The sequence below is a fragment of the Azorhizobium oxalatiphilum genome (assembly GCF_014635325.1).
Taxonomy (GTDB): Bacteria; Pseudomonadota; Alphaproteobacteria; order Rhizobiales; family Xanthobacteraceae; genus Azorhizobium; species Azorhizobium oxalatiphilum.
In genome coordinates this window covers 1-26,866 of record NZ_BMCT01000001.1, presented here as the reverse complement: position 1 = coordinate 26,866, position 26,866 = coordinate 1, and the positions used below count along the sequence as shown (strand labels likewise).

Below are 26,866 nucleotides of genomic sequence, written 5' to 3'. Positions count from 1 at the left end.
CCATCCCTGCGTTTGACAGCGGACGCCGCGCTGTTATCAGTGCCGCCGCGAGCGCCCCTCGTGCTGTCTGAACGCACCGCCTTATGGCGCCCCTAGCGCCGGAGAACTGCCTTTCATGTCACGCCGCGATCTCCATGACCGCATGGCCCATGCCATCCGGTTCCTTGCCATCGACGCCGTGGAGGCTGCCAATTCCGGCCATCCCGGACTGCCCATGGGCGCGGCGGACATCGCCACGGTACTGTTCAGCGAGACGCTGAAGTTCGACGCCACCCAGCCCACCTGGCCGGATCGCGATCGCTTCATCCTCTCGGCCGGCCACGGCTCCATGCTGCTCTACAGCCTGCTGCATCTGCTGGGCTACGAGTCGCTGCCCATGGACGAGCTGAAGCGCTTCCGGCAGCTTGGCTCGCTCACCCCCGGGCACCCTGAGAATTTCGTCACTCCCGGCATCGAGACCACCACCGGCCCGCTCGGCCAGGGCATCTCCACCGCCGTCGGCTTCGCCATGGCCGAGCGCCTGATGGCCGCCCGCTTCAGCGCGGACATCGTGGACCACCGCACGGTGGTGATCGCCTCCGATGGCGACCTGATGGAAGGCATCAGCCAGGAGGCCATCGACATTGCCGGCCACATGAAGCTGGCCAAGCTGACGGTGCTGTGGGACGACAACCGCATCTCCATCGATGGTCCCACCTCCCTCTCCGGCTCCACCGACCAGCAGGCGCGCTTCGCTGCCTCCGGCTGGACCACGCTGGCGGTGGACGGGCATGACCCCGTCGCCATCCTCGCGGCGCTGAAGACCGCTTATGCCTCCGACAAGCCCACCCTGATCGCCTGCCGCACGGTGATCGGCTTCGGCTCTCCGGCCCACGCCGGCTCGTCCAAGGTGCACGGCTCGCCGCTCGGCGCCGCCGAGATCGAAGCCACCCGCAAGGCGCTCGGCTGGGAAGCCGGCCCGTTCGAGGTCCCGCAGGATGCCCGCGACGGCTGGCTGGACGCCGGCCGCAAGGGCGTGGCCGCCCGTGAAGCCTGGCAGGCGCGTTTCGATGCGCTGCCCGAAGCCGATCGCGCCGAATTCGAGCGCCGCATGCGCGGCGAACTGCCGTCCGCCGCGCTGGCCGAGGCCATCGCCGCCGTGAAGGCCAAAGCTGTTGCCGACGGCAATGCGGTCGCCACCCGCAAGTCCTCCGAGATCGTGCTCGACGCCATCACCAAGGCGGTCCCGGAGATGATCGGCGGCTCCGCTGATCTGACCGGCTCCAACAACACCCGCGCCAAGGGCCAGAAGGCGGTCACGCCGGACGATTTCGACGGCACCTTCATCCATTGGGGCGTGCGCGAGCATGGCATGGCGGCTGCCATGAACGGCCTCGCCCTCCATGGTGGCGTCATTCCCTACAGCGGCACCTTCCTGGCGTTCGCGGACTATTCCCGACCGGCGATCCGCCTCGCGGCGCTCATGGGCGAGCGCGTCGTCCATGTGCTGACGCACGATTCCATCGGCCTCGGCGAGGACGGCCCCACCCATCAGCCGGTGGAGCATCTGGCCGCCCTGCGCGCCATTCCGAACCTGCTGGTCATGCGCCCCGCCGATACGGTGGAGACCGCCGAATGCTGGCAGATCGCGCTGGAAGCCAAGGATCGCCCGAGCTGCCTCATCCTCTCGCGCCAGAACCTGCCGCTGCTGCGCCAGGCGGACGCCGAGAACAAGGCCGCCGGCGGCGCCTATGAGCTGATCGCCGCCTCCAGCGAGGCGCAGGTCTCCCTGTTCGCCACCGGCTCGGAACTCTCGCTGGCCGTTGAAGCCCGCGCGCTACTGGAAGCCGAAGGCGTGCCCACCCGCGTGGTGTCGGTGCCGTCCTTCGAGCTGTTCCTCGCCCGCCCGCTGGCCGAGCGCCGCGCGGTCATCGGCAAGGCCCCGGCCAAGGTCGGCATCGAGGCCGCCATCCGCATGGGCTGGGACAGCATTATCGGCTCGGATGCGGCCTTCGTGGGCATGACCTCGTTCGGTGCCAGCGCTCCCGCTAAGGAACTTTATCGCCACTTTGGCATTACGCCTCAGGCGGTGGTTGGTGCGGCTCTGGAACAGCTGCGTCAAAGCTGACAGCGGGCCGGCGGCCCGCTTCCCGGCGGCCGCTTTCCCGCTCTTTGGGGATTGGAGCCGGATCGGATCGGATTGCCTCAATTCGATCCGCATATTCGCCTCCGATGCGTTTTGGAGCACACGGGCCGGAAGAGCCCGCGTGCCATCGGTGTGCCGCTTGCCGCGGCACCATCATTAGTCGGTCTGAAGGACCGGCGCATGGAGGACGGAAAAATGACGGTGAAGGTGGCCATCAACGGATTCGGTCGTATCGGTCGCAACGTACTGCGCGCCATCATCGAATCGGGCCGCACCGACATCCAGGTCGTTGCCATCAACGACCTCGCGCCGGTTGAGACCAACGCCCATCTGCTGCGCTACGACAGCGTGCACGGCCGCTTCCCGGCCACCGTGACTGTGAACGGCGACACCATCGACGTGGGCCAGGGCCCCATCAAGGTCACTGCCATCAAGGATCCCTCCACCCTGCCCCACAAGGAGCTGGGCGTGGACATCGCCATGGAGTGCACGGGCATCTTCACCGCCCGTGACAAGGCTGCCGCGCATCTCACCGCCGGTGCCAAGCGCGTGCTGGTCTCCGCGCCTGCGGACGGCGCCGATCTCACGGTGGTCTATGGCGTCAACGACAAGCTGCTGAAGCCCGAGCATCTGGTGGTGTCCAACGCCTCCTGCACCACCAACTGCCTCGCCCCCGTGGCCAAGGTGCTGAACGACGCGGTGGGTATCGAGCACGGCTTCATGACCACCGTGCACTCCTACACAAACGACCAGCCCTCGCTGGATCAGGTGCACAAGGACCTCTACCGCGCCCGCGCGGCCGCCCTCTCCATGATCCCGACCTCCACCGGCGCTGCCAAGGCGGTCGGCCTCGTGCTGCCGGAACTGAAGGGCAAGCTGGACGGCGTCTCCATCCGCGTGCCCACCCCGAACGTTTCGGTCATCGACCTGAAGTTCGTGGCCAAGCGCAAGACCACCGTCGAAGAGATCAATGCGGCCATCAAGGCGGCGGCTGACGGCCCGCTGAAGGGCGTGCTCGGCTACACCCTTGAGCCGAATGTCTCCATCGACTTCAACCACGATCCCCATTCGTCCACCTTCCACATGGACCAGACCAAGGTCATGGATGGCACCCTGGTGCGCGTCATGTCCTGGTACGACAATGAGTGGGGCTTCTCGAACCGCATGTCGGACACGGCCGTCGCGCTCGCCAAGCTCGGTTGATCGAAGAGCAGGGAGAGCAGCATCATGCCGACCTTCCGCACCCTCGATGACGCGGACCTCGCCGGAAAGCGGGTCCTCGTCCGGGTCGATCTGAACGTGCCGATGGACAATGGGCGGGTGTCGGACGACACCCGCATCCAGGCCATCCTGCCCACGCTCCGCACCATCACGGAGAAAGGCGGCAAGGCGATCCTGCTCTCCCATTTCGGCCGGCCCAAGGGCCGCGACGAGAGCCAGTCCCTGGCTCCCGTCGCCAAAGCCGTGGAAGCGCGCCTCGGCAAGCCGGTGGCGTTCGCCTCCGACTGCGTGGGCGAGGATGCGGCGAAAGCCGTTTCCGCCCTCGCCGACGGCGATGTGCTCGTGCTGGAGAACACCCGCTTCCATGCGGGCGAGGAGAAGAATGCCGCCGACTTCGTGCAGCAGTTGGCTGCGCTCGGCGACATCTATGTCAACGACGCCTTCTCCGCCGCGCATCGCGCCCATGCCTCCACCGAGGGCCTCGCGCACAAGCTGACGGCCTTTGCCGGTCGCAGCATGCAGAAGGAACTGGAGGCGCTCGGCACCGCCCTCGAGGCGCCCCAGCGCCCTGTGCTGGCGGTGGTGGGCGGCGCCAAGGTGTCGTCGAAGCTCGAACTGCTCGGCAACCTCACCGCCAAGGTGGACATCCTCGTCATCGGTGGTGGCATGGCCAACACCTTCCTCGCCGCCAAGGGGGTGAAGGTGGGCAAGTCGCTGTGCGAGCACGACCTTGCCGATACCGCCCGTCAGGTTCTCGCCACCGCCGCCGAGCGCGGCTGCGAGATCGTGCTGCCGGTTGACGCCGTCGTCACCAAGACCTTCGCCGCCAATGCCCCGCACCGTGTGGTGCCGGTGGATCAGGTGGCCGAGGACGAGATGATCTTCGACGCCGGCCCGCAGACCGTGGCGCTGGTGAAGGAAAAGCTGAAGACCGCGAAGACGGTGGTGTGGAACGGCCCCTTCGGTGCCTTCGAACTGCCGCCCTTCGATGCTGCAACGGTAGCTGTGGCGAAGGCGGTGGCGGAAGCGACCAAGGCCGGCATCCTGCTCTCGGTGGCGGGTGGCGGCGATACGGTGGCGGCCCTCAACCATGCCGGTGCGGCGCAGGATTTCTCCTATGTCTCCACCGCCGGCGGCGCCTTCCTCGAATGGCTGGAAGGCAAACAACTTCCTGGTGTCGAGGCGCTGCGGCGCTGAGCCGCAGATGTTATAGTCACCCTATAAGATTTCGAAAGCATGCCGCTAGGGCGGCTCATCCAAGGGGATAAGGCAGAACATGAAGGCTGAACTCGAGGCGATCGCGCAGAAAATGGTGTCCGATGGCAAGGGGATCCTCGCCGCGGACGAAAGCACCAGCACCATCAAGAAGCGATTCGACGCCATCGGGGTCGAATCCACCGAGGACAGCCGGCGTGACTATCGCGAGCTGATGTTCCGTGCGGATGCGATGAAGGAGTACATCTCCGGCGTCATCCTGTTCGACGAGACCATCCGCCAGAAGGCCAAGGACGGCACCTCGCTCGTCAGCCTGATCGAAAAGGCCGGCGCCATCCCCGGCATCAAGGTGGACGCGGGCGCCAAGCCCATGGCCCTGTTTCCCGGCGAGACCATCACCGAGGGCCTCGACGGCCTCGGCGGCCGCCTGAAGGAGTATTATGATCTCGGCGCCCGCTTCGCGAAGTGGCGTGCCGTGATCGATATCGGCGCCGGCATCCCGACGCCGGGCGCAGTGGCCGCCAACGCTCATGCACTGGCCCGCTATGCCGCCCTTTGCCAGGAAAACCGCATCGTCCCGATCGTCGAGCCGGAAGTGCTCATGGACGGCGACCACGGCATCGAGCGCTGCTACGAAGTGACGGAATACGTCCTCAAGGTCGTGTTCTCCGAGCTGTACCAGCAGCGCGTCGCCCTCGAAGGCATGGTGCTGAAGCCCAACATGATCGTGCCCGGCAAGAAGGCCCGCACCCAGGCGTCCATCGCCGAAGTGGCCGAGCAGACCGTGCGCGTGCTGAAGTCCACCGTGCCGGCGGCCGTGCCGGGCATCGCCTTCCTCTCCGGCGGCCAGGCCGACGAGGATGCCACCGCCCATCTCGACGCCATGCTGAAGCTCGGCAACCTGCCGTGGAAGCTCACCTATTCCTACGGTCGCGCCCTTCAGGCCGCGCCGCAGAAGGCGTGGGCCGGCAAGAGCGAGAACGTGGCCGCCGCGCAGGCCGCCTTCACCCACCGCGCCCGCATGAACTCGCTGGCGGCGCTGGGCCGCTGGAGCGCCGATCTGGAAGGCAAGAAGGCCGCCTGATCGGTCCATGCAAGCCGGGCGGGGCTACCCGTCCGGTTCAAGGAAAGCTGAGCCCGCCGGCCCGAAAGGGCGGCGGGCTCTTGCTTGTGGACCGCTGCATGGCTTAGAGCCGCAGGGTCCGCCGCTACGTGCGGATCGGCCGGGCTACCCGCGTGCCCATCACGCTCGCGCGGGTTTTCGGACGTCAGCCCCTCTTTCGCCAGTTTTCTGGCCGACCGATCCTGCCATGTCTTCCGATGTCCTCCCCCGCTGCCGCCTCATGCTCGTGCTGCCCCCCGCCCTTTCGGCGGAAACCGCGCAGGCGTGGGTGAAGGCCGGCGATGTTGCCGCGGTCATCGCCACGCTGCCTGCCGGTGGCGAGGTCGCGGCCATGGACCGGCTGCGCACCCTCTGCGCGACTGTGCAGGAGGCGGGCGCCGCTTTCCTTGTGGAGGATCGCCCGGATGTGGCGAGCGCCGTGAAGGCGGACGGCGTCCATGTGGCGAGCGCCAATGGCTTTGCCCGCGCCATCGCCGCCATCAAGCCGCAGGGCATCGTTGGCGCCGGCATGGACAGCCGCCATGACACCATGGAGGCGGGCGAGGCCGGAGCGGATTATGTGCTGTTCGGCGATCTCGACGGCTCGGGAGAACTGGCCGCCGTCACCGATCTCGTGAGCTGGTGGGCCGAGGTGTTCGAGGTGCCCTGTGTGGGTGTTGCCACCACGCTTGAGGATGCGCGCGAACTCGCCGCCGCCGGTGCGGATTTCGTGGCACTGGCCGCCCTGCCCTCCGGCACTGACGGCAGCGCGCTCATCGCCGCCGTGGATCGCGTTCTGGCCGAAACGGAGCCTCGTTCATGAGGCTGGTGCTTTTCCCGGTCCTGCGTCTGCAAAGCGCGGTTGCGCTGCTGGCGGCAATGCTTGTCCTCGCCATCACTCCGGCCGGCGCCCAGACTCAAAAGCCCACTCCCAAGCCGGCGCCCGCGCCGGCACACCCGGCCGCGCCGGTTGCTCCACCGGTGCCGGCCCCCCTGCTGCCCAGCCAGGGCATCGACAATTCCCCGGCCATTGAAGGCGGTGATGCTGCCTACGGCGCCTACCAGCGCGGCCTCTACATGCGCGCCTTCAAGGAGGCCACCGCCCGCGCGGAAGCCGGGCGGGATCCGGCCGCCGAAACCCTGCTGGGTGAACTCTATGCCCATGGGCTGGGCGTTCCCTACAATGGCGCCAAAGCCGCCGAATGGTATGCCCGCGCGGCGCAGGACGGCTCGTTGCAGGCGACCTTCGCCCTCGGCATGATGAATCTCATCGGCGACGGCATTCCGCGCGACCTCAACAAGGCCGCCGACCTGTTCGCCCAGGCCGCCAACAAGGGGCACACCAGTGCCGCCTACAATCTCGGCCTGCTCTACATGCAGGGCGAGGCTATGCCGCAGGACTTCGCGGCGGCCGCCAAATGGTTCAAGGTCGCGGCGGACGGCAATGTGCCGGACGCGGAATATGCGCTCGCCGTTCTGCTGCGCGAGGGCAACGGCGTACCGAAGAACGATGCCGCTTCCGTGAAGCTGATGGCGGCCGCCTCCGCGCAGAACCATGTGACGGCGCAGGTGGAATACGCCATCCTCCTGTTCAACGGTCAGGGCGTGCCCAAGGACGAGGCGGCCGCCGCGCGCCTGTTCCGCAAGGCGGCGCTCGCCGGAAACGCCATCGCCCAGAACCGCTATGCCCGCATCCTGTCCGCCGGACGCGGCGCCAAGCAGGACAAGGTGATGGCCTCCGCATGGCATCTGATCGCCAAATCCAAGGGCCTCGGCGACCCCTATCTGGACCAGATCGTCGAGTCCCTCTCGCCCGCCGATCGCAAGAAGGCGGCCGAGATCGCCCGGAAATGGGAAGCTCCTTAAACCGCTGCCTTGACCTTGCCACGAGAGAGGGGCACACGAACGCCTCTCTTATTCGTGACCGCAGCCGCGCAGACAGTGCGCCGCGCCCGCCAGGAACTTCACTCCTATGATCCGCTCTCCCCTGATCACCGTCATGGTCCAGGCCGTCCGCAAGGCCGGCCGCGCCCTCGCTCGCGACTTTGGCGAGGTGGAGAATCTGCAGGTCTCGCTGAAGGGTCCGGCGAATTTCGTCTCCTCAGCCGACCGCAAGGCCGAGGAAACCCTGTTCGCAGAGCTCTCCCGCGCCCGCCCCGGCTATGGCTTCAACATGGAAGAGCGCGGCCGCGTCGCCGGCACCGACGAAGCCAATGAGTGGGTGGTTGACCCGCTGGACGGCACCACCAACTTCCTGCACGGCATCCCGATCTTCGCCATCTCGCTGGCCCTGCTGCGCAACGGCGTGCCGTTCGCCGGCGTGATCTTCAACCCGGTCACGGACGAGCTCTATGTGGCCGAGAAGGGCCAGGGCGCCTATCTGAACGACCGCCGCCTGCGCGTGGCGGCTCGTCGCAAGCTGGCGGACAGCGTCGTGGGCTGCGGCATTCCGCACCTCGCCCGCGGTGATCACCAGAAGTTCCAGCGCGAACTGTCCCTGGTGCAGGGGCAGGTGGCGGGCGTGCGCCGCACCGGCGCGGCGGCCATCGATCTGGCTTGGGTCGCCGCCGGCCGCTTCGATGCCTTCTGGGAGCGTGATCTCAGCGCTTGGGACATGGCGGCGGGCATGATCATCATCCGCGAGGCGGGCGGCTACGTGTCGGACCTCGACGGTGGCGACAAGAGCCTCGACAACGGCCACATCATCGCCGGCAATGAGAACATCCGCGAAGACCTGTTCAAGTTGCTGAAGAAGGCCTGAGCCGCCAAAAGCCACAGCCACAGGTTGGCGCGGCACACGGGGGACGTTCAGCCCCCCGGTAAAAATCACCGAAGGGTGAGGGTTACAGCCCCCATCCGGTTCCCTTTGCTCGCCGGTATGCGATAGTCCGAATCGCGGGAAGACGAGAGTACGATCCCATCGGCAGGATGCAGGGGCTGTTTCCTGCCGCGTGATGAATCGCCTCTAACTCTTTAAGAGAGACGGTCTTTCGGTCACATGGGCCTGTTCGAAGGGGTCATGCGACGGATCCGGCTCTAGCGGGAGCGAGCATGCAGCGGGCCGTTGACCCTTTTCTGAAAGTTTCATCTCCTCGCATCTTTCTGGTGCGGATCATTGTTTTTCTGCTGCTTTGCGCGGCCCTGTCGGCGGTTCTGTACAAACAGATCGTCGCCGCCTTCATGAACAATCCGGGCCTGAACGGCGTCATCTTCGGCGTCCTGGCCATCGGTATCATTCTGGCCATCCGGCAGGTGGCGCGGCTGTTCCCCGAGGTGGAATGGGTAAATTCCTTCCGCCTCGCCGACCCCGGCCTCGCGGTTTCGCGTGCGCCGACGCTGCTGGCGCCCATGGCCGCGCTGCTGGGAGACCGGATGGGCCGCATGGCCATTTCGCAGGCCACCATGCGCTCCATCCTGGACTCCATCGGCACCCGTCTCGATGAAGCCCGCGACACCGCCCGCTATCTCACGGGGCTTCTGGTCTTCCTCGGCCTGCTCGGCACCTTCTGGGGCCTTCTGGAAACCGTCAGCGCCATCGGCGGCGTCATCTCCTCGCTGCAAGGCGGCGGCGACAGCGGCTCCATGTTCGAGGAAATGAAGTCCGGCCTCTCCGCGCCGCTGGCGGGCATGGGCATATCGTTTTCGTCCTCGCTGTTCGGCCTCGCCGGCTCGCTGGTCCTTGGCTTCCTCGATCTGCAGGCCGGCCAGGCGCAGAACCGCTTCTATACCGATCTGGAAGACTGGCTCTCCACCACCGTGCGCGACCTCGATGAGGGCCTGTCCTCCGGCCGGTCGACCCCCGCCCGGCCCATCCCGCCCCCCGAGCGCGAGACCATCGACGCCCGCCCCGTGACGGCACTCCTGCCTCCGCCCGGCCCGGCGCTCGATCTCGACCCGCTGGTGGATGCCATGGCCCGGCTGGAAAAGACCATGACCGAGGCCGGCTCCCAGCGTGTCACCACGGCGGTGGCCCATCTGGCGGAGAGCCTTCAGGGGCTCGTCACCCACATGCGCTCCGAGCAGGTGGTGCTGAAGCAGATGGCCGACACGCAGGGCGCCCAGCAGGCGGACATCAAGCGCCTGATCGACCGGCTGGAAAAGGCCATCGCCTCCGAGGAAGCCAGCGCCTCCGGCCACGGGGGACACTGACATGGCACTCGGGCGGCGCGGCCGCGATCGCCATGTGGACTACTGGCCCGGCTTCGTGGACGCCCTGTCCACGCTGCTGCTGGTGTTCATCTTCCTGCTGTCGGTGTTCATGGTCACGCAGTTCTTCCTCACCCAGGACATGGCGGGGAAGGACAATGTACTCCAGCGGCTGCAATCGCAGATCCGCCAGCTGACCGAACTCCTGTCGCTGGAACGGGCCACCGGCCAGAGCCAGGACGGCGAACTCAGCGCCCTGCGCGCCAGCCTGCAGGCCACGGAGGCCGAACGTGACCGGCTGAAGGCGGCGACGGGCAGCGCGCCGGCCACGGCCGATCCGTCGCGCGAGGCAGCTCTTGCGCGCGAAGTGGACATGCAGAAGGACGCGGCCAGCCGTGCCCTGTCGCAGATCGACCTCCTGAATCAGCAGATTGCCGCCTTGCGCCGGCAGATGGCGGCGCTGGAAGAGGCGCTGAACATCTCCGAGAAGCGCGATCAGGAAAGCCAGACCAAGATCGCCGATCTCGGCAAGCGTCTGAACGTTGCCCTCGCCCAGCGGGTGCAGGAGCTGAGCCGCTTCCGCTCCGAATTTTTCGGCCGCCTGCGCGACATTCTCGGCAACCGCCCCGACATCCGCGTGGTGGGCGACCGCTTCGTCTTCCAGTCGGAAGTCTTCTTCGACCGCGGCTCCGCCACGCCGCGTCCCGAGGCGTTGGCCGAACTGGACAAGCTGGCCTCCGCCATCCTTCAGCTGGAAAAGCAGATCCCCCCGGACATCAACTGGGCATTGCGCATCGACGGGCACACCGACAGCCGGCCGATCTCGACCGTACAATTCCCCTCCAACTGGGAATTGTCCGCCGCCCGCGCCATTGCGGTGGCGCAGTATCTGATCTCCAAGGGCGTGCAGCCGTCGCATCTGATCGCCGCAGGCTTCGGCGAGTATCAGCCCCTCGACAGCGGCGCATCGGACGAGGCGCAGGCCCGCAACCGCCGTATCGAACTGAAGCTGACCGAGCGGTGAGCGAGCCGACTGGCGCCTTCGCCATCCGCCCCTTTTCGGATGCGGACCTCACGCAGGCGGCTGACCTCTGGGTCGCCACCTGGGCCGCCACCATGCCGGACATAGATTTCGAGGCCCGGCGCCCGTGGTTTCTGGACCACCTCGCCAAGCTGCGGGACGGCGGGGCGCAGGTGCTGGTGGCGCAGGCGCCGGACGGCCGTATCACCGGCTTCGTCATCATCGATCCGGCGACCCGCTATCTGGACCAGTTGGCGGTCTCGCCCGCACAGCGGGGCGGTGGAGCGGCAGCGGCACTGATGGCTGCCGCCCGGGCGATCTCGCCGGCGGGCATCGTGCTCGACGTCAATCAGGATAACGGACGGGCCGTGGCCTTTTACAAGCGTGCCGGCCTGCGCATCGTCTCGGCGGGCCAGAACCCCATGTCCGGCCGGGCCATCTGGCGCATGGAATGGACACCCGGCGGCGCGACGGCGGCTTCTGACTGAACATCGTTCAGAGCTCTCCGCCTGATCCGGAGTGGCCTTCAGGCAGCACAAACGCATCCGTGATGGGCCGCGGCCGGATGGTCCCTGCCGATGACACCGATGTGAGTTGCCCTTGCTGCGGCAACGCCATACCCCAGACTCTATAGCCTCTCCGGGCAACATAAACCTTCCAGATGAACAGAATCCGCGCCTGTTTCGCCTTTCACTATTGGCTAACGATACTTGTTCCCCGGCTGATCGCCGCCTGAATAATGTGATCCGTTCGCCTGACCGGTCTCGACATCCGCATGCATGTACTTCCGCGCAGCCTGTTCAGCCAAACGACATCCAGTCGGGTGGCCACGATCTCCCGCCGGACATTCCTCATGGCCTCTCCGCTCGCCCTGGCTGGCTGCATGGGCGCCGGCGCGCAGCAGGATCTGAAGCCGACCGTTGAAGCGGCCTATCCGTCGCCGCAGGCCATCCGCATGTATGCCGCTCTGCCGAACGAGCGGTTTCCCGTCCCGGCCCCGGATCTGACCCAGATCGAGCCGCAGTTCCTGCGGCAGGTGGTGGACTATCGCGAACCCTACATGCCGGGCACGGTGGTCATCGATACGGACGCCCGCTTCCTCTATCTGGTCCGCGAGAACCAGCAGGCCCTGCGCTACGGGATCGGCGTCGGCAAGGAAGGGCTGGAGTTCGAGGGCGCCGGCGTCATCCAGTACAAGCGCGAATGGCCGCGCTGGACACCCACCCGCGACATGATGGCACGTGAGCCCCAGCGCTACGGGCATCTGGGCGGCGGCATGGAGCCGGGATTGGCCAATCCGCTCGGCGCGCGGGCGCTGTACCTCTTCAAAGGCAACGTGGATACGCTCTACCGCATCCACGGCACCAATGAGGACTGGTCCATCGGCAAGGCCGTCTCCAGCGGCTGCATCCGCCTGCTCAATCAGGACATCATCGACCTGTACGGTCGCGTGACCAACGGCACCAAGGTGGTCGTGCTCCAGCGCACGTCCCTGCGGATGGCAGGATCCGCCGCTCCGCTCTGATGGCCGCCAACGCGGCGCCCGGATGACCCGGCGCCGCGTGCAGTCTTCTGCGGATCCTCAGGCCGCTGCCGCGAACTGAAGAGCGGCAAGGCGGGCATACAGGCCGCCCTTGGCAACCAGTTCGCGATGGCTGCCCTCGTCCACGATCCGCCCGCTCTCCATCACCAGGATGCGGTCCGCCTTCAGCACGGTGGCGAGGCGATGGGCGATCACCAGCGTGGTGCGGCCCTCCATGGAATGCTCCAGCGCGGTCTGCACCAGCGTCTCGCTTTCCGCGTCCAGCGCGCTGGTGGCTTCGTCCAGCAGCAGAATCGGCGCGGCACGCAGGATGGCGCGGGCGATGACGATGCGCTGACGCTGGCCGCCGGAGAGCGTCACCCCCCGCTCGCCCACGCGGGCATCCCAGCCATCGGAGAGGCGGGAGACGAACTCATCCACCAGCGCTGCCTTGCCGGCGGCTTCCACCTCGGCATCCGTGGCATCGGGACGGCCGAGGCGGATGTTCTCCCGCACGGTGTCGGCGAAGATGGCCACGTCCTGCGGCACGAAGGCCATCTGCGCGCGCACGTCCACCGGATCGCACGAGGCGATGTCCACGCCATCAAGCAGGATGCGGCCGGCCTGCGGGTCGTAGAAGCGTTCCAGCAGCTGAAACACCGTGCTCTTGCCGGCACCGGACGGCCCGACCAGCGCCACCCGCTCGCCGGGGCGGATGGAAACCGTCAGACCGTGCAGGGCAGGAGCATCGGGTCGCGTGGGATAAGCGAAGCGCACATCCTCGAAACGGATGGCGCCGGAAACCCGCGCCGGCACCACCGCCGGCTGGGATGGCACGGTCACGGCCGGCCTTGCGCCGAGCAGTTCGCCGATGCGCTCGGCGGCACCAGCGGCCGCCGCCACCTCGCCCCAGACCTGCGAGAGCTGACCGAAGCCACTGGCCGCCATCACCGCATAGATCACGAACTGGCCGAGTTGGCCGGAGCTCATGCTGCCCGCCATCACCGACTGGGCGCCCGTCCAGAGGATGGCCACGATGCTGGCGAAGACGAGGAAGATGGCGACGCCGGTCAGCAGAGAGCGCGCCATCGTGCTATCGCGCGCGGCCCGATAGGCGGTCTCCACTTCCTTGTCGAAGCGCTGGCGGGCGGCGGGTTCGGCGGAGGAAGACTGGAGCGCCCGCATGGCACCCACGGCCTCACCCGCATAGGCCGAGGCGTCCGCCAGCGCGTCCTGCGCCAGCCGCGAGCTTTTGCGCACCCGGCGACCGGAGGCCACCAGCGGCAGCACGATGATGGGGATGGCGATCAGCACCAGCGAGGACAGGCGCGGGCTGGTGTACACCATCATGCCCACAGCACCGATGCACAACACCAGGTTGCGCAACGCGATGGAGGCTGAAGCGCCCACCGCCGACTTGATCTGCGTGGTGTCGGCAGCAAGACGCGAGGTCAGCTCGCCGGCACGAGAGGTGTCGTAGAACAGGCCGTCGAGCGTGGTCAGGTGGGCAAAGACCGCGCTGCGCAGGTCCGCCACCACCCGCTCGCCGAGCGTGGTCACGAGGTAATAGCGGGCAGCGGAGGCCACCGCCAGCACGGCCACCACGCCGATCAGCATGGTGAAATAGTTGTCGATCAGGCCCACATGATCGGCCGCGAAGCCGAAATCGATCATGCGGCGGACCGCTATCGGCATGACCAGCGTCGCCACCGCGGCAGCGACAAGCGCAACCATGGCGAGCGCGATGCGGCCGCGATAGACCAGCAGATAGGGCATGAGGCGGCCCAGGGGACGCAGGTCGCGCCGGCCCTTGGGGGAGCTCTCGGTTTTTGCTTCCGCCAGAGGGGCGGTCTCGACTTGTGTCAACGCAGGCTCTCGGCTATAGACCCGCGACTTCCGGCAGGAAACGAATTCATACCGTGAACGGGCCGTGGCTCGGCGCGGGGAGAAGGACGCAACCCATGAAAAGCGACATCCATCCCGATTATCACTTCATCAAGGTCGTGATGACGGACGGCTCCGAGTACACGACGCGCTCCACCTTCGGCAAGGAGGGTGACACCCTGGCGCTCGATATCGACCCGCGCACCCATCCCGCGTGGACCGGCGGCACCCAGCAGCTGCTCGACCGCGGCGGCCGCGTTTCGCGCTTCAAGAACAAGTTCGGCGGCCTGCTGAAGGGCTGATCCTTCAGCCTGCGACCTGTCGACGCGTCTTTTGCGTAATGGAGCCGGACCCGACGGGGGCACATGCCCCCATCGGTCAATCCGGCTCTAATGCGTTTTTGAAGAGTTGTTTCGCCCCGAAAGCAGCCCGGTCACAACGCCGTGCGTTCAGGGTGCCGAGGGCCTGTCGTCCGAATCCGAGACGATGCGCAGATGGGGCGTACCCGGCCGCAGACGCGGCGCCGCCACCTGATTTTCCGGCGGCCGCTCGCCCATGGCGAGCAGATGCTCGGCCCGCGCGATGACCCGCAGGCGCAGCAGCTCGGCTTCCGCCCGAAGCGCCTTCAGCCCATCGGGAATGCCCAGCGGCCCTACGGCCCGGCGGGGACGCAATTCCAGCTCTTCCGCCTCGTGGCAGGCGTGATCCACCGTCATCTCGCCCTCGGCCACGGCCCGCTCCATCAGGAGCCAGGCGGCCAGTTGCAGCAGCAATGTGGTGAGTTCACGCGCCTCGTCGTGATAGGCGAGCCGGGCTTCCAGCGGGAGGCTTTCGGCATGGGCCTTGCCCGGCCCGCTCAGATAGGCGCTAAGGCGCGCAGCCAGATCCAGTCCATCACTGTAAAGAGCGGCGAAGGGGCCAGTTCCTGGGTGGGCGGACGCGGTCATACTCACTCCCTCGGCACCAAGAAGCGGAGCCTTCCGTGCACCCCTCAGCCACAAGGGCACACCGTCCTAACGCTCAAGCTGACGAAAGAGGTCCAGGGCGGTACCCGAAGAGGGCAGCCTAGCACATATCCGCCGAGACAACCGCCGGACGTTCAGGAAAGCACGGTGCTGTGATCCGTCGCAAGACGAGATGGCCGCTTCCTGAGCACCCGTGCAGGCTTCGCTAAAGCTTGAACACGGCGTCCGCAGCGTGGCGCGAAGCGCGTTTGGCCACCAGAGCATCTTCCAGGCGTGTGATCTCCTCCTTTAGGAGACCGATACGCTCTTCGATCTCATCCACAGAGAGACGGCCGATGTCGGCGCCCAGCTGGATTGCGGAAGGGGGCGGTTTGGGGCGCTCGTCATCCATGGGGTGTCTCCTTTCCGATGCTGCGCCTGCCGGCACGCAGGTTTCCATTTTCGCTTGGACCGCGATGGGTTACTAGAGCGGCAAGGTGGTGGTGCCGACCTGCGCACACCATCCATCTGCCGATCGCATCCGCGAAAGACGCCTCAGGCGTGCGGCATGTTCCGCCAAATCGCCACCGCGCCGACGGACCCTGCACAGGGAATCGCGCCAAAGGGAGCTGCCATGACCTCGTCCCTGCCTGCCACCATGACCGCCATCACCATTCCCACCCCCGGAGGCCCGGAGGCTCTGGTGCCCGGCGAACGTCCTGTGCCCCAGCCGGGCAAGGGCGAGGTGCTGGTGAAGGTGGAGGCGGCCGGCGTGAACCGGCCCGACGTCATGCAGCGCAAGGGTCTCTATCCGCCGCCGGCAGGTGCCTCCGATATTCCCGGCCTCGAGATCGCCGGCACGGTGGTCGCCCTCGGCCCGGATGTCAGCCGCTTCAAGCTGGGCGACGCCATCTGCGCCCTCGTCACCGGCGGCGGCTATGCGGAATATTGCACCACTTCCGAAGCAACCGCGTTGCCGGTGCCGGACGGCCTGTCGGCCATCGAGGCGGCGGCCCTGCCAGAAACCTTCTTCACCGTGTGGAGCAACGTGTTCGATCGCGGCCGGCTTCAGGCGGGCGAGACGCTGCTGGTTCACGGCGGCACCAGCGGCATCGGAACCACGGCCATTCAGTTGGCCAAGGCGTTCGGCGCCAAGGTGTTCGTGACCGTGGGCTCGGCCGCCAAATGCGAAGCCGCGCTGAAGCTGGGCGCCGATCTCGCCATCGACTACAGCAGCCAGGACTTCGTGGCCGAGGTAAAGAGCGCCACCGGGGGCAAGGGCGTCAACGTCATCCTCGACATGGTCGGCGGCGACTATATCCCCCGCAATTACGAGGCGGCGGCGGTGGACGGCCGCATCGTGCAGATCGCCTTCCAGCAGGGCTCGAAGGTGCAGGTGGATTTCATGCGCGTCATGCTGAAGCGCCTGACCCATACAGGCTCGACCCTGCGCTCCCGCCCGGTGGCCGACAAGGCCGCCATCGCCGCCGCCCTGACGGAAAAGGTGTGGCCGCTGCTGACGCAGGGCACGGTGAAGCCGCTCATCGACGCCACCTTCCCGCTCGCGGATGCGGCCAAGGCCCACGCCCACATGGAAGGCAGCACCCATATCGGCAAGATCGTCCTCACGATCGGGTGAGGACGGATCGACGACACGGGGCATGCGGTCGCGCTGACGCTTGGGCAGGCACGCAGCGCAACGCAAAGACGCTGGCACGGGCCTGCCAAAGCCCTATGATGGTGCCAGACCGCGCCTTGCTCCAGCCGCACGGCGCCGTTAGAGCACGTCCCGTCCGGGTTGCATGCAAGCCGGGCGTGAGACGTTTCTATCTAGGTTTTGGAAGCGGATTCACGGGTCAGCTGGAGTCCATCTGATCCGATCCAACTCTATCCGAACTCGGAGCGGGATGTGTCCGATCGGACCTCAGGTCCGGCCGACATCCGGCTCCGGTGATCGCGGTTCCACCTGGCCAAGCGGCGGGTGCGGAGGCTTGCCGTTGCGTTCTGTCGTCGCCTTTTGTCTGGTTCTTCTGGCCATGCTCGTGCTGGCCACGCCTCCCGCGTCTGCGGTCGAGGCCATCGCCGTCCGGCTTGATGCCAAGGTCACAGACCTCCTGCCCGCCGTTGAACAGCTGAAGACAGATAACGAGCGCGTCCAGATTTCCACCGCCCCCGGTGCGGACGGCATCGTCCGCCGCATCGAGGTGCGCTCGTCCGACGGGCGGCCGAACCCCAACTGGGTGGCCTTCGCCCTCTCCAACAATACCGACGAGCAGGTGGACCGCCTGATCGTGGCGCCCTTCTACCGCATGGTAGGCTCGGGGCTCTTCTGGCCGGATCTGGGCAATCGGCGCGTGCTCTCGCTGACCCCGAGCCAGGGCTTCAAGCCGGAACGCCAGAACGCGCCCGATGCGGACGTCTTCCTCGTCACACTCGATCCCGGCACCACCGTGACCTTCGTGGCGGAGCTGGCCGGCCCCAATCTGCCGCAGCTCTATCTGTGGCAGCCGGACGCTTACAAGGACAAGGTCAACAGCTTCACGCTCTACCACGGCATCGTCATCGGAATTGCCGGCCTGCTGGCCCTGTTCCTGACCATCCTGTTCGTGGTGAAGGGCTCGGTGATGTTCCCGGCCGCCGCTGCTCTCGCCTGGGCGGTGCTGGGCTATATCGGCCTCGACTTCTCTTTCTGGTCGAAGGTGTTCGGCCTCTCCCCTCTGGCCGAGCAGTTCTGGCGCGCGGCGGGCGAGGCCTTCCTCACCGCCACCCTGCTGGTCTTCCTGTTCGCCTATCTCAACCTCAATCGCTGGCATGTGCGCTACGTGCATGTGGCGGTGGGCTGGCTCGCCTTTCTCGCCGCCCTCGTCGCCGTGGCGCTGCTCGATGCGCCGGTCGCCGCCGGCATCGCCCGCCTGTCGCTCGCCGCCGTGGCGGTGGCGGGCCTGCTGCTGGTGATCTGGCTGTCCCAGCATGGCTATGACCGCGCGGTGCTCATTATCCCCACATGGCTGCTGCTGGTGGTGTGGGTGATGATGGCCGGCATGACGGTGGCCGGTGTCGTCACCAACGACCTCGTGGCCCCGGCTCTCTCCGGCGGCCTCGTGCTCATCGTCATGTTGATCGGCTTCACGGTGATGCAGCACGCCTTCGCGGGCGTGGGTGCCGTGCAGGGCTCCGCCTCCGATCTCGAGCGTCGTGCTCTGGCGCTGGCCGGCTCCGGCTACATCGTCTGGGACTGGGATGTGGACAGCGACCGCATCTATGTCTCACCGGAAGCCGAAGAAGCCCTCGGCCTCAAGCGCCATTCGCTGGAGACGGAAGCCGCTGGCTGGCTGGAGGTCCTCCACCCCGGCGACCGCGACCGCTTCCGCGCTACGCTGGACGGCATCATCGACCAGCGGCGCGGCCGCATCGACCAGGATTTCCGCCTGCGGGCCATCGACGGCCATTATCTGACCTTCAACCTGCGCGCCCGCCCGGTGGTGGGTGCGGATGGCGAGGTGGTCCGCTGCATCGGCGCCCTCTCTGACGTGACCGGCGAGCGGGTCGCAGCCGAGCGGCTGCTGCATGACGCCGTGCGCGACAATCTCACCGGCCTTGCCAACCGCGAGTTGTTCCTCGACCGGCTCGATCAGGCGCTGACCTTCTCCCAGATGGACGACGGCGTGCGGCCGACGGTCATGATCATCGACATCGACCGCTTCAAGCAGGTCAACGTCTCGGTGGGCATGGCGGTGGGTGATTCCATTCTGCTGACCGTGGCGCGCCGCCTCATGCGCCTGCTGAAGCCGCAGGACACGCTGGCCCGCCTGTCCAGCGACCAGTTCGGCATGATCCTGCTCTCCGAACGCGATCCCGAACGCATCACCACCTTCGCCGACACCCTGCGCCGTTCACTGCGCGCACCCATCACCTTCGCCGAGCGGGAAGTGTTCATCACCGCCTCCATCGGCCTCGTGCTGGCCAGCGCCGAGCAGAACAAGCGCGAGGACGTGCTCAAGAACGCCGAACTCGCCATGTACTTTGCCAAGCGCGTGGGCGGCGACCGCATCGAGGTGTTCCGCCCCGCCATGCGGCAGCAGAAGATCGACCGCACCTCGCTGGAAAGCGACCTGCGCCGGGCGCTGGAGCGTGATGAGATCATCGTGCGCTATCAGCCCGTGGTCCGCCTGCACGACCGGGCCATCGGTGGCTTCGAGGCCTTCATGCGCTGGCGCCATCCCACGCTCGGCGAACTCTCCGCCGCCGACTTCCTGCAGGTGGCGGAAGACACCGGTGTCATCCTCGACCTCGGCCTGTTCGTGCTGGAGCGCGCCGCACGCCAGCTCGGCCAGTGGCAGCGCATCCTGAAGGTGGACCCGCCGCTGTTCATGACGGTGAACGTCTCTTCCCGTCAGCTCCTGCGTCATGACCTGATTCAGGATCTGAAATCAGTGCTGGCCCGCAACGTGGTGGCCCCCGGCTCACTGAAGCTGGAAGTGACCGAGGCGCTGGCCATGGAGAACCCCGAATATGCCGCCGTCATGCTTCACCGCATGCGCGAGCTGGGGGCCGGGCTGGTGATGGACGATTTCGGCGTCGGCCAGTCGGCCCTCACCTACCTGCCGCGCTTCCCCTTCGATGCCATCAAGATCGACCAGCGCTTCATCCGCGACACGGTGAAGGGCCCGGCGCGCGCCGCCCGCCCGATCATCGTCGGCTCCATGATCGAGCTGGCGCACCAGCTCGGCATGGAAGTGATGTGCGAGGGACTGGAGAAGGAGAGCGAGGCCAGCGAGATGAGCCGCCTCGGCTCCGAATATGGTCAGGGCACGCTGTTCGGTGAGCCGCTCACCGCCGAGGAATGCCGCGTGCTGCTGCAGCCCTCCCCCTCGGAGGAGCGCCGCCGCCGCAGCGCCTGAGGCAATCCCTGCGGATATGGCGGGCGCGGGGGACTCCGCCCCGCGTCGGGTAGTTGCGTTTCAGGCGTGCCCGGCCTCGCTGGAGAGCATGCCGGGGTGGACACCGAGCTTGCGCAGGGCAAGGTCGTATTTGGCTTCCACCACCGCACCGAACACCAGTTCCGGATCGGCCGGGCAATGCAGCCAGCCGTTGGCCTGGATCTCGTTTTCCAGCTGTCCCGGCGCCCAGCCCGCATAGCCCAGCGCCAGCACGGCGCTGGCCGGCCCACCGCCGACAGCAATCGCCTTCAATATGTCGAGCGAAGCGGTGAGGCAGATGCCGTTGTCGATGGGCAACGTGGAATTCTCGATGAAATAATCGGAGGAATGCAGCACGAAGCCCCGCCCGGTTTCCACCGGACCGCCCTTCAGCACCTTCACATTGCCCGCTCGCGGCGGCAGCAGGATGCGATCCGAGGCAGGCAGCACGTCGAGCTGGACCAGCAACTCCCCGAAGTCGATATGGGAGGCTGGCTGGTTCACCACGATCCCCATGGCGCCCTCGGCGGAATGCGCACAGAGATAGACTAGGGCACGTGAAAAACGCTCGTCCCGCATACTCGGCATGGCGATGAGCAACTGCCCGTCGAGGAATTCGCGCGGACCCGAGGGTGACGAATGCATACGATCAGCCATCATCCGCGAAGCGTAACCCGCAACACGCCGTTTGGGAACGTGCCCCGAACAGGAGACGACCCGAAAGCGCCCGCCGATGTCGCGCCAACCAATGGTTTCACAGGCCCCACTCCACTGTCTGTCACGGGGATTTGCAGACAATCCCTTTGCACCGACCGCCTGCACGAGGTAGCGCAAAAGGAATGAATGCGACCCGCCGCCACCTCCTCTGCACCGCCATGGCGCTCGCCGGCGGCATGCTGCTGCCTGCGTTCGCAGCAAGGCCCGCCCGCGCCGCCGACAGCGTATCGAGTGCCGAGGGCACGCAACTGCGTCTGATCGCCGGCAGCCTGACGGGCGACGTCGTCCATGCCGGCCTCGAGATCGCGCTCGCTTCGGGCTGGAAGACCTATTGGCGCTATCCCGGCGACAGCGGCGTGCCCCCCCGTTTCAACTGGAGCGGCTCCACCAATGTGGCGGACGTGCGCGTGGGCTGGCCGGCCCCCCGGCGCTTTCCCGACGGCGCAGGCGGCTTCTCAATCGGCTACAAGGACAAGGTGGTGCTGCCGCTCGCAGTGCGCCTGACGGACAAGGCCAAGCCCGCGCAGCTCGACCTCGCGCTCGACTTCGCCGTCTGTCAGTCGCTCTGCGTGCCCGCCGATGCTCATCTCACCCTCGCCCTGCCGGGCGCCGGCGGGGAGGATCCGCAGCTCGCCGCCGCCCGCGCGAGCGTTCCCGTTGAGACGGCCTTCGGCGCGCCCCAGGGGCCGGCGATCCTCGGCCTGACCCATGACACAGGCCCCAAGCCGGGCCGCCTCATCATCACCGCCCGCGCTACGCCGGAGGCCATGCTGTTTCTGGAAGGCCCCGACGATAGCTGGGCGCTGCCCCTGCCCGAGCCCATCGGGCGCGAGGGCGATATCCAGCGCTTCGCCGCCCCCCTGCTCGGCGTCCCCACCGATACGCCCCTGCCCGGTGCCCGCCTGCGGCTCACGCTGGTGGAGGCTGGGCGCGCCATCGAGACCGAAGCCGCCCTGCCGCAGCCCGACGCGAAGCCCTGAGCGTCCACAGGCTCAGCTTCGCGCTTTCCTCGGCCCCAAAACCTCCTATTCTCCGCTCCGCCCGCCCATGAGGCGGCAAGATAAGCGGAGACGAAGATGCCCATTCAGGTTGGCGACACCCTGCCCAACGCCACCTTCCGCGTGTCCACGGAAGACGGCCCCGTGCCGAAGACCACGGACGAGATCTTCAAGGACAAGAAGGTGGTGCTGTTCGCCGTGCCCGGCGCCTTCACGCCCACCTGCCACAAGAATCACCTGCCCGGTTATGTGGCGCGCGCCGCCGACATCAAGGCCAAGGGCATCGACACCATCGCCGTGGTGGCGGTGAACGACCCGTTCGTAATGGGTGCCTGGGAAGCCGCCTCCGGCGCGGACGGCAAGGTGCTGTTTCTGTCCGACGGCAATGCGGACTTCGCCAAGGCGCTGGACCTGTCGTTCGACGGTTCAGCAGTGGGCCTCGGCACGCGCTCCAAGCGCTATTCCATGCTCGTGGAGAATGGCGTTGTGAAGCTGCTGAACGTGGAGGACGTCCCCTCCAAGGCGGATGTCTCCAGCGCGCAGACCCTGCTCACCCAAATTTGAACACCGATCGTTTCGTACCTTCCGGGCGCCGCACTGTCGGCGCCCGCTTCATGTTTCGGGCCAGCGCGAGAGCGGGCCACAAACCATTGTTTTCAGGCAATAATATCCGGAAACAGCTCATCCTCCAGATGGCTGATCCTGTCCTTAAGCTGGAGCTTCCTCTTCTTCAGGCGCTGGACCTGCAGCACGTCAGACCCTGCTACCGAAGTCAGGGCCTCAATGGCCGCATCGAGGTCCCTGTGCTCCTGCCGCAGGCGTTCCAAAAGCGCGGTCAGATCCCGCTCGTCCTCATGTGTCATACGTTTTCGCGGCGCCCCTTGAGCAGACTTCTCGAATATCGCACGGGCTTGCGCACCTGCAAGCGACCTGACGTCCCAGCCGCAGATTAGGCGGTCGACTCTTTGCCGTCTCCATGACAGGATGAAGACCGTTGCAGACAGGGAGAGGCCAAGAATGTCCGTCCAGTCGCACTTGCAGGAGCTTCAGCGTCGCCACGCCGCTCTTGAGTCCGAGATACACCGTGAACTGACCAGCCCTGCCAGCGATCCGCTGAAGGTAGCTGAGATGAAGCGCCGAAAGCTGGTGCTCAAAGACCAGATCGCCCGCCTTCGCGGCGAAAACACCCTCCATTGATCACTCCGTGACGTCAGCCGCGCGCGAACTTCGTTTCGTGCGAGGTTGAGGTGTGCGCCCAGTCGTCCACGTGGCATCCGCCACGGGGCTCGGGATGATGCGCACGCGTCACACATCACCGAGGCATACGCGGGGTTCGCTCCGCGTACCGGAGATCTGCGCCCTGCGGATCCTTCTGCCTGACCACCTCCGCCTGCTGCGGGGTGCCCGGAGCGTGCAGGCACTTGCCTGACCTCCTCTTTTCGCGACCGGCGCGCCCCACTCCCCAGGGTTTCGCCCGTCTTTGAACCAGATACCGCGCGGCCTTTGGTGTCGCGCGGGACGCGCGGCAGGGTCGCGACCCACCTCGGCCGGTTGGGTCTTCCCTGCCGATGCGCGCAGGGCGGGGCCACGGCGGATGGAGAAGCCTTTGCGTTCACGCGCAAGGAAGGCTAATCCCCCGCCATGGCCCCTCCTCTCGTTCTGCTCCAAGATATCCACCTGCGCTTCGGCGTGCAGCCTCTCCTCGATGGTGCGGAGCTGTCCGTCTCGGCGGGAGAGCGACTGTGCTTCGTCGGGCGCAACGGCTCCGGCAAGTCCACGCTGCTGAAGGTGGCAGCCGGCCTCATCGAGCCGGATTCGGGCACACGCTTCGTGCAGCCCGGCACCACGGTGCGCTATCTGCCGCAGGAGCCCGATTTCTCCGGCTATGCGACGACGCTCGCTTATGTGGAAGCCGGCATGGGGCCGGGCGACCAAGAATATCGCGCGCAATACCTGCTGGACCAGCTCGGCCTCACCGGCCGGGAAGACCCGTCTAACCTGTCCGGCGGCGAAGCGCGCCGAGCCGCTCTGGCGCGCGTCATCGCTCCCGAGCCGGACGTGCTCATGCTGGACGAGCCCACCAACCATCTCGATCTTCCGGCCATCGAGTGGCTGGAAGCCGAGTTGAAGTCACTGCGCTCCGCCCTCGTCATCATCTCCCATGACCGGCGCTTCCTGGAGAATCTCTCCCGCGCCACCTTGTGGATCGACCGTGGCACCACCCGCCGCCTCGAGCAGGGTTTCACCGCCTTCGAGGGCTGGCGCGATCAGGTGCTGGAGCAGGAAGAGACGGAGCGCCACAAGCTCGACCGCAAGATCGTCGCCGAGCTGGACTGGCTGCGCTACGGCGTCACCGCCCGGCGCAAGCGCAACGTGCGGCGTCTGGGCGAACTGCACTCCATGCGCAAGGACCGCCGCGAGGAGCGTCGCGTTCAGGGCAATGTGGCGATCACCGTCACCGAAGCCCAGACCTCGGGCAAGCTGGTGATCGAGGCCAAGCGCATCGCCAAGGCCTATGACGACGTGCCGGTGGTGAACGAATTCTCCACCCGCATCCTGCGCGGCGACCGGATTGGCATCGTCGGCCCCAATGGCGCCGGCAAGACCACATTGCTGAAGATGCTCACCGGCGAACTCCAGCCGGACAGCGGCAGCGTGCGGCTGGGCACCAATCTGGAAGTGGCCTCCCTCGACCAGAAGCGTGCCGCCCTGCGGCCCGAGACCACACTGCGCGATGCCCTGACCGGCGGCGGCAGCGACACTGTGCTGGTGGGCGGGCAGCCCAAGCACGTGATGGGCTATCTGAAGGACTTCCTGTTCACCCCCGAGCAGGCCAACTCCCCGCTCTCCGTCCTGTCCGGCGGCGAGCGCGGCCGGCTCATGCTGGCCCGCGCCCTCGCGCTACCCGCCAATGTGCTGGTGCTCGACGAGCCCACCAACGACCTCGACCTCGAGACCCTCGACCTTCTGCAGGAGATGGTCGCGGACTTCCCAGGCACGGTCATTCTGGTGAGCCATGACCGCGACTTCCTGGACCGCACCGTCACCTCGGTGATCGCGGCGGAAGGCAATGGCGTGTTCAACGAATATGCCGGCGGCTACGCGGACATGGTCAACCAGCGCGGGCGTGGCGTGGAAGCCAAGGCCCGCCTGGACGACGGCAAGGCGGAGAGCAGGTCCAGCGCCAAGGCGACCGCCGCCGCGCCCAAGGAGGCCAAGCGCCGCCTCTCCTTCCACGAGAAGCATGCGCTACAGACCTTGCCTAAGACGCTGGACAAGCTGCGCGCCGAGAACGCGAAGCTGGAAGAGCGTCTGGCCGATCCGAACCTCTATGCCCGCGATCCCGCCGCCTTCGAGAAGGCGAGCACGGCCCATGCCAAAGTGCTGGCGGACATCGACGCGGCTGAGGAGGAATGGCTGCGCCTCGAAATCCTGCGCGAGGAGCTGGGCGGCTGATCGGCTCCCGATCAGCCGCTACTCAATAGCGGGACCTGTCGGGAGCCGGACCGGCTACAATGACGGGTCCCGCGGCGCGTTTCCGGGCCGGATGGAAGCTCACTGCACGAAGACGGTCCGCAGCGTGCCGATGCCGTCGATGCTGACTTCCACCTCGTTGCGCGGCTCCTTCATGGAACCGACACCGATGGAGGTGCCGCAGGCAATGAGATCGCCCGGATTGAGCGTCATGTCCTGCGACAGCAGGGAGACCAGCCGCGCCGGTGGGAAGATCATGTCCGAGAGGGGATAATTCTGCCGCTCGGCGCCGTTCAGCACGGTGCGCACGTTGGCGAGCGTGGGATCAACATCGGTCACGATCCACGGCCCGAACGGGCCATAGCCGTCGAACCCCTTGGCCCGCGCCCATTGCGGAAAGGTGGGATCCTTGTTGAGAATGTCGGCAGCCGTCAGATCGTTGACGATGGTGTAGCCGAAGATGTGGCTGGCCGCCTCGTCCTCGGAGATGTTGGTTGCGGTCTTGCCGATGACGATGCCCAGCTCACCCTCATAGACCGTCTTGCCGCTATAGGCGGGCGGACGCCGGACCTCGCTGTCGGGCGCCGCGACGCTGCCGATGGACTTCAGCAGATAGAGCGGCTCGGCCGGCTCGGCCACGTTCAGCTTGGCGGCGAGGCCATGGAAATTGTTCCACAGCGCGATGATCTTGGTGGGATCGCAGGGCGCTGCGAGAGCCGCCCCCTCCAGGGGCCGCACCTCGCCGGTGGGCTTGGCGCCGTTGAACATGTTGCCCGCGTAAACGGCGATCCGATCTCCATCAACCTTGCCGAAGCCGGTCGTTCCGCCGTCCGTGAAGCGCACCCATTTGGCCATGTCATCCTCCCGTGGCACCGGCCACGGGAGGCGTGGCTCAGCGCATACGCTGGTTGTTCATGGAGGCCAGCACTTCCCGATGCCGGCGCTCCTCATTGTCGTTCTTCACCACCATCACCGCCCAGATGGCGGCCGGCAGCCAGCCGATGAGCGTGATCTGCAGGATCAGGCACAGCAGGCCCTGAAACACCCGCCCGCGCAGCATGAGCGCCAGCCAAGGCAGCAGAACCGCAATCGCAATCATTCGACCTCTCCATGTCGTGCCCTGAAGGCACAGCAGGGGAAGAGATAGGAATGCGGCCTGCCCTTGGGTAGAGGTCAGCCCTTCAGCACTTCGACCAGGGTCTTTCCGAGTCGCGCCGGGGAGGGCGAGACGCGGATGCCGGCCTCTTCCATGGCGGCGATCTTGTCTTCCGCGCCGCCCTTGCCGCCGGAGATGATCGCGCCCGCATGACCCATGCGGCGACCGGGAGGCGCCGTGCGGCCCGCGATGAAGCCAACCATCGGCTTCTTCCGGCCACGCTTCGCCTCGTCCTTCAGGAACTGCGCCGCATCTTCCTCGGCCGAGCCGCCGATCTCGCCGATCATCACGATCGACTGCGTCTTCTCGTCCGCAAGGAACATCTCAAGCACGTCGATGAACTCCGTGCCCTTCACCGGGTCACCGCCGATGCCCACAGCCGACGTCTGGCCAAGGCCCTCCTGCGAGGTCTGGAACACCGC

The 26,866-nt window shown here is 66.8% G+C and carries 25 protein-coding genes and 1 pseudogene; 18 read left to right on the top strand and 8 right to left on the bottom strand.

Annotated elements, in window-relative coordinates; genetic code table 11:
* Positions 1 to 115: 115 nt before the first annotated feature.
* From tkt to IEW24_RS00080, 11 genes are all read left to right on the top strand, one after another.
* Positions 116 to 2,107: a transketolase gene (gene tkt / locus IEW24_RS00130; protein WP_188574264.1), complete on the top strand. Its 1,992-nt coding sequence runs from the start codon at positions 116 to 118 to the stop codon at positions 2,105 to 2,107.
* Positions 2,108 to 2,320: 213 nt separating this feature from the next.
* Positions 2,321 to 3,328, top strand: coding sequence for a type I glyceraldehyde-3-phosphate dehydrogenase (gene gap, locus IEW24_RS00125; protein WP_188577199.1), 1,008 nt, complete (start codon positions 2,321 to 2,323; stop codon positions 3,326 to 3,328).
* A gap of 24 nt (positions 3,329 to 3,352) precedes the next feature.
* A complete protein-coding gene (locus tag IEW24_RS00120; RefSeq protein ID WP_188574262.1) occupies positions 3,353 to 4,543 on the top strand; it encodes a phosphoglycerate kinase in 1,191 nt (396 codons plus the stop codon).
* A 79-nt stretch (positions 4,544 to 4,622) separates the two neighbouring features.
* Positions 4,623 to 5,645: a class I fructose-bisphosphate aldolase gene (locus tag IEW24_RS00115; protein WP_188574260.1), complete on the top strand. Its 1,023-nt coding sequence runs from the start codon at positions 4,623 to 4,625 to the stop codon at positions 5,643 to 5,645.
* Positions 5,646 to 5,871: 226 nt separating this feature from the next.
* Entirely contained in the window at positions 5,872 to 6,486 is a 615-nt protein-coding gene (locus tag IEW24_RS00110; protein WP_188574258.1) for a thiamine phosphate synthase, read from the top strand.
* A complete protein-coding gene (locus IEW24_RS00105; protein WP_188574256.1) occupies positions 6,483 to 7,529 on the top strand; it encodes a tetratricopeptide repeat protein in 1,047 nt (348 codons plus the stop codon). Before IEW24_RS00110 ends, IEW24_RS00105 begins: the two co-directional genes overlap by 4 nt.
* A gap of 106 nt (positions 7,530 to 7,635) precedes the next feature.
* On the top strand, positions 7,636 to 8,424 hold the full coding sequence (locus tag IEW24_RS00100; RefSeq protein WP_188574254.1) for an inositol monophosphatase family protein: 789 nt from the start codon (positions 7,636 to 7,638) through the stop codon (positions 8,422 to 8,424).
* Between the two features lie 290 nt (positions 8,425 to 8,714).
* Positions 8,715 to 9,812 (top strand): flagellar motor protein MotA, encoded by a 1,098-nt coding sequence (locus IEW24_RS00095; protein WP_188574253.1) that lies wholly within the window; start codon positions 8,715 to 8,717, stop codon positions 9,810 to 9,812.
* A 1-nt stretch (position 9,813) separates the two neighbouring features.
* The gene (locus IEW24_RS00090) at positions 9,814 to 10,833 is read left to right on the top strand and encodes a peptidoglycan -binding protein (RefSeq protein ID WP_188574251.1); all 1,020 of its coding nucleotides are present in this window, start codon (positions 9,814 to 9,816) and stop codon (positions 10,831 to 10,833) included.
* Positions 10,830 to 11,318, top strand: coding sequence for a GNAT family N-acetyltransferase (locus tag IEW24_RS00085; protein ID WP_244644053.1), 489 nt, complete (start codon positions 10,830 to 10,832; stop codon positions 11,316 to 11,318). Before IEW24_RS00090 ends, IEW24_RS00085 begins: the two co-directional genes overlap by 4 nt.
* A gap of 365 nt (positions 11,319 to 11,683) precedes the next feature.
* On the top strand, positions 11,684 to 12,355 hold the full coding sequence (locus IEW24_RS00080; RefSeq protein ID WP_244644052.1) for a L,D-transpeptidase: 672 nt from the start codon (positions 11,684 to 11,686) through the stop codon (positions 12,353 to 12,355).
* Positions 12,356 to 12,412: 57 nt separating this feature from the next.
* On the opposite strand, the gene IEW24_RS00075 is transcribed toward IEW24_RS00080, so the two are convergent.
* The gene (locus IEW24_RS00075) at positions 12,413 to 14,218 is read right to left on the bottom strand and encodes an ABC transporter transmembrane domain-containing protein (protein ID WP_373869990.1); all 1,806 of its coding nucleotides are present in this window, start codon (positions 14,216 to 14,218) and stop codon (positions 12,413 to 12,415) included.
* A 95-nt stretch (positions 14,219 to 14,313) separates the two neighbouring features.
* Here IEW24_RS00075 and rpmE point away from each other — a divergent pair, with 95 nt between their 5' ends.
* The gene (gene rpmE, locus IEW24_RS00070; protein WP_188574246.1) at positions 14,314 to 14,538 is read left to right on the top strand and encodes a 50S ribosomal protein L31; all 225 of its coding nucleotides are present in this window, start codon (positions 14,314 to 14,316) and stop codon (positions 14,536 to 14,538) included.
* Positions 14,539 to 14,685: 147 nt separating this feature from the next.
* On the opposite strand, the gene IEW24_RS00065 is transcribed toward rpmE, so the two are convergent.
* Complete coding sequence (locus IEW24_RS00065) at positions 14,686 to 15,183, bottom strand: DUF1465 family protein (protein WP_188574244.1); 498 nt, start codon at positions 15,181 to 15,183, stop codon at positions 14,686 to 14,688.
* Positions 15,184 to 15,406: 223 nt separating this feature from the next.
* On the bottom strand, positions 15,407 to 15,592 hold the full coding sequence (locus IEW24_RS00060) for a DUF1192 domain-containing protein (protein WP_188574242.1): 186 nt from the start codon (positions 15,590 to 15,592) through the stop codon (positions 15,407 to 15,409).
* Between the two features lie 222 nt (positions 15,593 to 15,814).
* Between IEW24_RS00060 and IEW24_RS00055 the strand changes: the two genes are divergently transcribed.
* Together IEW24_RS00055 and IEW24_RS00050 are read left to right on the top strand one after the other, a co-directional pair.
* Positions 15,815 to 16,819: an NAD(P)H-quinone oxidoreductase gene (locus IEW24_RS00055; protein ID WP_188574240.1), complete on the top strand. Its 1,005-nt coding sequence runs from the start codon at positions 15,815 to 15,817 to the stop codon at positions 16,817 to 16,819.
* 397 nt (positions 16,820 to 17,216) lie between these two features.
* Positions 17,217 to 20,081, top strand: a complete 2,865-nt coding sequence (locus tag IEW24_RS00050) for an EAL domain-containing protein (RefSeq protein WP_188577192.1) — start codon at positions 17,217 to 17,219, stop codon at positions 20,079 to 20,081.
* A gap of 60 nt (positions 20,082 to 20,141) precedes the next feature.
* Here the strand turns inward: IEW24_RS00050 and IEW24_RS00045 are convergent, their stop codons facing one another.
* Positions 20,142 to 20,744, bottom strand: coding sequence for a YqgE/AlgH family protein (locus tag IEW24_RS00045; RefSeq protein ID WP_244644051.1), 603 nt, complete (start codon positions 20,742 to 20,744; stop codon positions 20,142 to 20,144).
* 194 nt (positions 20,745 to 20,938) lie between these two features.
* On the opposite strand from IEW24_RS00045, the gene IEW24_RS00040 reads away from it, so the two are divergent.
* Together IEW24_RS00040 and IEW24_RS00035 are read left to right on the top strand one after the other, a co-directional pair.
* Positions 20,939 to 21,796, top strand: a complete 858-nt coding sequence (locus IEW24_RS00040) for a protein-disulfide reductase DsbD domain-containing protein (protein ID WP_188574237.1) — start codon at positions 20,939 to 20,941, stop codon at positions 21,794 to 21,796.
* A 96-nt stretch (positions 21,797 to 21,892) separates the two neighbouring features.
* Positions 21,893 to 22,378, top strand: a complete 486-nt coding sequence (locus IEW24_RS00035) for a peroxiredoxin (RefSeq protein ID WP_188574235.1) — start codon at positions 21,893 to 21,895, stop codon at positions 22,376 to 22,378.
* 92 nt (positions 22,379 to 22,470) lie between these two features.
* On the opposite strand, the gene IEW24_RS00030 is transcribed toward IEW24_RS00035, so the two are convergent.
* Positions 22,471 to 22,677: a YdcH family protein gene (locus tag IEW24_RS00030; protein ID WP_188574233.1), complete on the bottom strand. Its 207-nt coding sequence runs from the start codon at positions 22,675 to 22,677 to the stop codon at positions 22,471 to 22,473.
* Positions 22,678 to 22,831: 154 nt separating this feature from the next.
* Here IEW24_RS00030 and IEW24_RS00025 point away from each other — a divergent pair, with 154 nt between their 5' ends.
* Both IEW24_RS00025 and IEW24_RS00020 read left to right on the top strand, forming a co-directional pair.
* Complete coding sequence (locus tag IEW24_RS00025) at positions 22,832 to 23,011, top strand: YdcH family protein (RefSeq protein ID WP_188574232.1); 180 nt, start codon at positions 22,832 to 22,834, stop codon at positions 23,009 to 23,011.
* 444 nt (positions 23,012 to 23,455) lie between these two features.
* A complete protein-coding gene (locus tag IEW24_RS00020; protein WP_188574230.1) occupies positions 23,456 to 25,270 on the top strand; it encodes an ABC-F family ATP-binding cassette domain-containing protein in 1,815 nt (604 codons plus the stop codon).
* A 99-nt stretch (positions 25,271 to 25,369) separates the two neighbouring features.
* Here IEW24_RS00020 and IEW24_RS00015 read toward each other — a convergent pair whose 3' ends face one another.
* The 3 genes and pseudogenes from IEW24_RS00015 to IEW24_RS00005 form a co-directional block, all read right to left on the bottom strand.
* Complete coding sequence (locus IEW24_RS00015; RefSeq protein ID WP_188574226.1) at positions 25,370 to 26,143, bottom strand: fumarylacetoacetate hydrolase family protein; 774 nt, start codon at positions 26,141 to 26,143, stop codon at positions 25,370 to 25,372.
* A gap of 37 nt (positions 26,144 to 26,180) precedes the next feature.
* Complete coding sequence (locus tag IEW24_RS00010; RefSeq protein WP_188574224.1) at positions 26,181 to 26,387, bottom strand: YqaE/Pmp3 family membrane protein; 207 nt, start codon at positions 26,385 to 26,387, stop codon at positions 26,181 to 26,183.
* 74 nt (positions 26,388 to 26,461) lie between these two features.
* Positions 26,462 to 26,866: pseudogene (locus IEW24_RS00005) on the bottom strand (succinate--CoA ligase subunit alpha); the annotation flags it as partial.